Here is a 4159-nt window from a genome sequence, read left to right as displayed (position 1 = left end):
CCGGAGGTGGACTGACCATGGCCCTCACCGCTGACCGCCCGGTCGCGAACGCCACCCGCGCGGTGACCGCCCCCGGTGCGCTCCACATGACCTCCCCGCGCGGCCGCACGATGCGCTGGGTGTCGAACGTCGTGCTGCTCGTCATCGCCGTCTGCTTCGCCGTGCCGCTGCTGTGGCTCGTGCTCGCCTCGCTCGACACGCAGGCGTCGCTGTCGGTGAAGATGCCGACGCAGTTCACGCTCGACAACTTCGCCAAGGTGCTGACGCCGGACCTCTCGTTCATCCCGCTCGGCAACAGCCTGCTGCTCTCCGGCGGCACGGCGGTCGTCACGGTCGTCGTCGCGATCCTCGCCGCGTACCCGCTGTCCCGCTACAAGATGCGGGTCAACAAGCCGTTCCTCTACAGCATCCTGTTCGGCACCGGCCTGCCCATCACCGCGATGATGGTCCCCGTCTACGCGCTGTTCGTGTCGCTCAACCTCATCGACAACGTGTGGGGCTGCATCTTCTTCCTCGCCGCGACCAGCCTGCCGATGGCGATCTGGATGGCGAAGAACTTCATGGACTCGGTGCCGATCTCGCTCGAGGAGGCGGCCTGGACCGACGGGGCGTCGATGCTCACCACGCTGTGGCGCATCGTGATCCCGCTCATGCGCCCGGGCATCGCCGTGGTGTTCATCTTCGTGTTCATCCAGGCGTGGGGGAACTTCTTCGTCCCCTTCGTGCTGCTCCTCTCCCCCGACAAGGTGCCCGCCGCGGTGAGCATCTTCAACTTCTTCGGCCAGAACGGCGCCGTCGCCTACGGGCAGCTCGCCGCGTTCTCGATCGTGTACTCCGTGCCGGTCATCGCCCTCTACGTGCTCGTGTCCCGGGGCCTCGGCGGCGGCAACGCCCTCGCCGGCGGCCTCAAGGGCTGAGCCGGAAGGAACCTCCTCCATGCACTCCGACGAACCGCTCGTCCACGCCCGGATCGCCCGGCTGGTCCGCGACCGCATCGACCCCGCCGTGCACCGCCGCTCGGCACCCGTCACGATCGACGCCTGGCAGGTGCCCGACGAACCGGTGCCGTTCGCCACCGCCGTCGCCGCCGAGTACACCCCGTTCGACGGCGGCGCCTGGGGCGGGAAGCCATGGGGAACCACGTGGTTCCGGATCCGTGGCACCGTCCCGGCCGACTTCAGCACCGCACCCGGCACCACCGCCGAGCTCCTCGTCGACCTCGGCTTCACGAAGCGGAACCCCGGCTTCCAGGCCGAGGGCCTCGCATGGCGGCCCGACGGCACCACGATCAAGGGCATCGAGCCGCACAACGACACCGTCCCGGTCGAGGTCGGCCCCGGCGAGTCCTTCGAGGTCTACGTCGAGGCGGCCGCGAACCCGGACATCGGCGGCGACTCCTTCCAGGGCGCGACGCCGCTCGGCTCGAAGTCAACCGCAGGCTCCGACCCGATCTACCGCGTCCGCCGCATCGAGCTCGTCGAGCGCGACGACACCGTGTGGGAGCTCCAGCAGGACTTCTGGGTGCTCCGCGGGCTCATGGGCGAGCTGCCCACCGACGGGACCCGCGGTGCGGACCTCCTCCGCGGCCTCGACCGCGCCGCCGACGCACTCGACCCCGACGACGTCGCGGGCACCGCTGCCGACGCCCGCGCGGTCCTCGCGCCCCTGCTCGCCGTCGGCGCCTCCGGATCCGCGCAGCGCGCGATCGCGGTCGGCCACGCGCACATCGACTCCGCCTGGCTCTGGCCCGTCCGCGAGACGATCCGGAAGTGCGCGCGCACGTTCTCGAACGTGCTCGACCTCATGGACCGTGACCCGGACTTCACGTTCGCGTGCTCGTCGGCGCAGCAGTACGCCTGGATCCGTGACGGCTACCCGTCGATCTGGGAGCGCATCAAGCAGCGGGTCGCCGAGGGCCGCTGGATCCCGGTCGGCGGCATGTGGGTCGAGTCGGACACCAACCTGCCCGGGGGCGAGGCCCTCGCACGGCAGTTCGTCGCGGGCAAGCGACTGTTCCTCGAGGAGTTCGGCATCGACACCCCCGAGGCCTGGCTCCCGGACTCGTTCGGCTACTCGGGCGCGCTGCCGCAGATCGTCCGCGCCGCGGGCTCGAAGTGGTTCGTCACGCAGAAGCCGTCGTGGAACGAGACGAACGTCATCCCGCACACGTCCTTCCACTGGGAGGGCATCGACGGCTCCCGGGTCCTCACCCACCTGCCCCCGGCCGACACGTACAACTCGGACGTCTCGCCCGCCGACCTGCACCGCGGGGAACGGCAGAACAAGGAGCGCGGCGTCGCCAACACCTCGATGCTGCTCTACGGCTTCGGTGACGGCGGCGGTGGCCCGACCCGCGAGATGGTCGCCGCAGCCCGCCGCCAGCACGACCTCGACGGCTCGCCCCGGGTGACGCTCGGCACCCCCGCGGACGTCTTCGAGGAGCTCGAGCGCGTCCTGCCCGAACCGGCCGTGTGGTCGGGGGAGATGTACCTCGAGTTCCACCGCGGCACCTACACGTCCCAGATCCGCACCAAGCAGGGCAACCGTCGCTCCGAGCACCTGCTCCGCGAGGCCGAGCTCTGGGCCGCCACCGCCGCCGTCCGGCACGGCCTCGACTACCCGTACGAGGAACTCGAGGAGGCCTGGCACACCGTCCTGCTCCAGCAGTTCCACGACATCCTCCCCGGCTCGTCGATCGCCTGGGTCTACGAGGTCGCCGAGGAGAACTACGCGAAGGTCGCCGAGGTCCTCGAGGGGCTCATCGGGACGGCGACCACCGCGCTCGCGAACGGCGGGGCCGGAGCGCTCGCCGGGGTCGGTGCTTCGTCCACTGCGGCCGAGGTCGCCTCCGCGACCGGCGGGCACGGAGCCGGACTGCTCGACGCCGTGGGGAACGGGACCGCCGTCGACGGGCCACCCGCCGGCGGGCAGCTCGTCCGGTTCAACGCCTCGCCCGTCCCGGCTGGTGGGGTGACCGCCCTGGGAGGTTCGCCGACCGACGAGGAACGACCCGTGCCTCCCGTCCGACACGGCGACCACCTCGTGTTCGACACCGGCGTCGTCACCGCGACCGTCGACGCGGCCGGGCACGTCGTGTCGCTCGTGGCGAACGCCACCGGCCGCGACGCGATCGCCCCGGGGGCCTCCGGCGCGGAGTACACCGTGTTCCGGGACACCCCGAACCAGTGGGAGGCGTGGGACATCGACCGCGCCTACCAGCGCAACGGCACCGTGCTCGTCGCCGCGGACGTCACGGTCGACGGCGACACCGTGGTGGTGCGGCGGTCCTCCGGGTCGTCCACGATCACGACGCGCTACACCGCCGTCGAGGGGGCGCCCGAGCTGCGGATCGAGACCGAGGTCGACTGGCACGAACACCAGAAGCTCCTCAAGCTGGCGTTCCCGCTCGACGTCCGGGCATCCGTGGCCTCGAGCGAGATCCAGTTCGGGCACATCGACCGGCCGACCCACCAGAACACCTCGTGGGACTCGGCCCGCTTCGAGACGAGCGCCCACCGCTGGGTGCACGTGGCCGAGCCCGGCTTCGGGGTCGCGGTCGCGAACGACTCCACCTACGGACACGACATCACCCGGACGACCCGCGCGGACGGGGGCACCACGACCCTCGTCCGTGAGTCGCTGCTGCGCGCGCCGACCTTCCCCGACCCCGACGCCGATCAGGGGCACCACGTGTTCCGCACGGTGCTGCGGGTCGGGTCGACCGCGCTCGACGCGGCGGACTCCGGCTACCGGCTGAACCTGCCGGTGCGGTCGGTGCCGGGGTCTGCCGTGGTCGACCCGCTCGTGACGGTGTCCTCGCCGCAGGTGTTCGTCGAGGCCGTCAAGCTCGCCGAGGACCGCTCGGGCGACGTCGTCGTCCGGCTCTACGAGGCCTCGGGCGGTCGGGCCGCCGACGTCGGGGTGTCGTTCGGGTTCGACGTGGCGTCCGTCTCCGCGGTCGACCTGCTCGAGCGGCCTGTGGAGTCGTCGTCCTGGGGTGCGGGGGAGCCGGTCGTGCTCACCCTGCGCCCGTTCGAGATCGTCACGCTGCGGGTCCGACGGGCCTAGCGGACGACGAGCCGGGCCCGAGGCAGCGGGTCCGGTGGAGAGGCTGCGGCGTCGGGGGAGCTCGGGTGCGTTCCCCCGACGCCGCAGCCTC

2 protein-coding genes are annotated in these 4159 nt (G+C 71.7%); both read left to right on the top strand.

Going from position 1 to position 4159, the window contains the following annotated elements:
* Positions 1-86 precede the first annotated feature (86 nt).
* Complete coding sequence (locus NS184_RS15815; protein WP_058727055.1) at positions 87-917, top strand: carbohydrate ABC transporter permease; 831 nt, start codon at positions 87-89, stop codon at positions 915-917.
* 19 nt (positions 918-936) lie between these two features.
* Entirely contained in the window at positions 937-4068 is a 3132-nt protein-coding gene (locus NS184_RS15810) for an alpha-mannosidase (protein WP_058727054.1), read from the top strand.
* Positions 4069-4159 lie beyond the last annotated feature (91 nt).

The organism is Curtobacterium luteum, from assembly GCF_001475545.1.
Classification (GTDB): domain Bacteria; phylum Actinomycetota; class Actinomycetes; order Actinomycetales; family Microbacteriaceae; genus Curtobacterium; species Curtobacterium luteum_A.
This window is presented reverse-complemented; position numbering and strand designations above follow the sequence as displayed.

Coding starts and splice junctions, on each gene's coding strand:
- NS184_RS15815 (WP_058727055.1), top strand. CDS start 87: ATGACCTCCCCGCGCGGCCGCACGATGCGCTGGGTGTCGAACGTCGTG.
- NS184_RS15810 (WP_058727054.1), top strand. CDS start 937: ATGCACTCCGACGAACCGCTCGTCCACGCCCGGATCGCCCGGCTGGTC.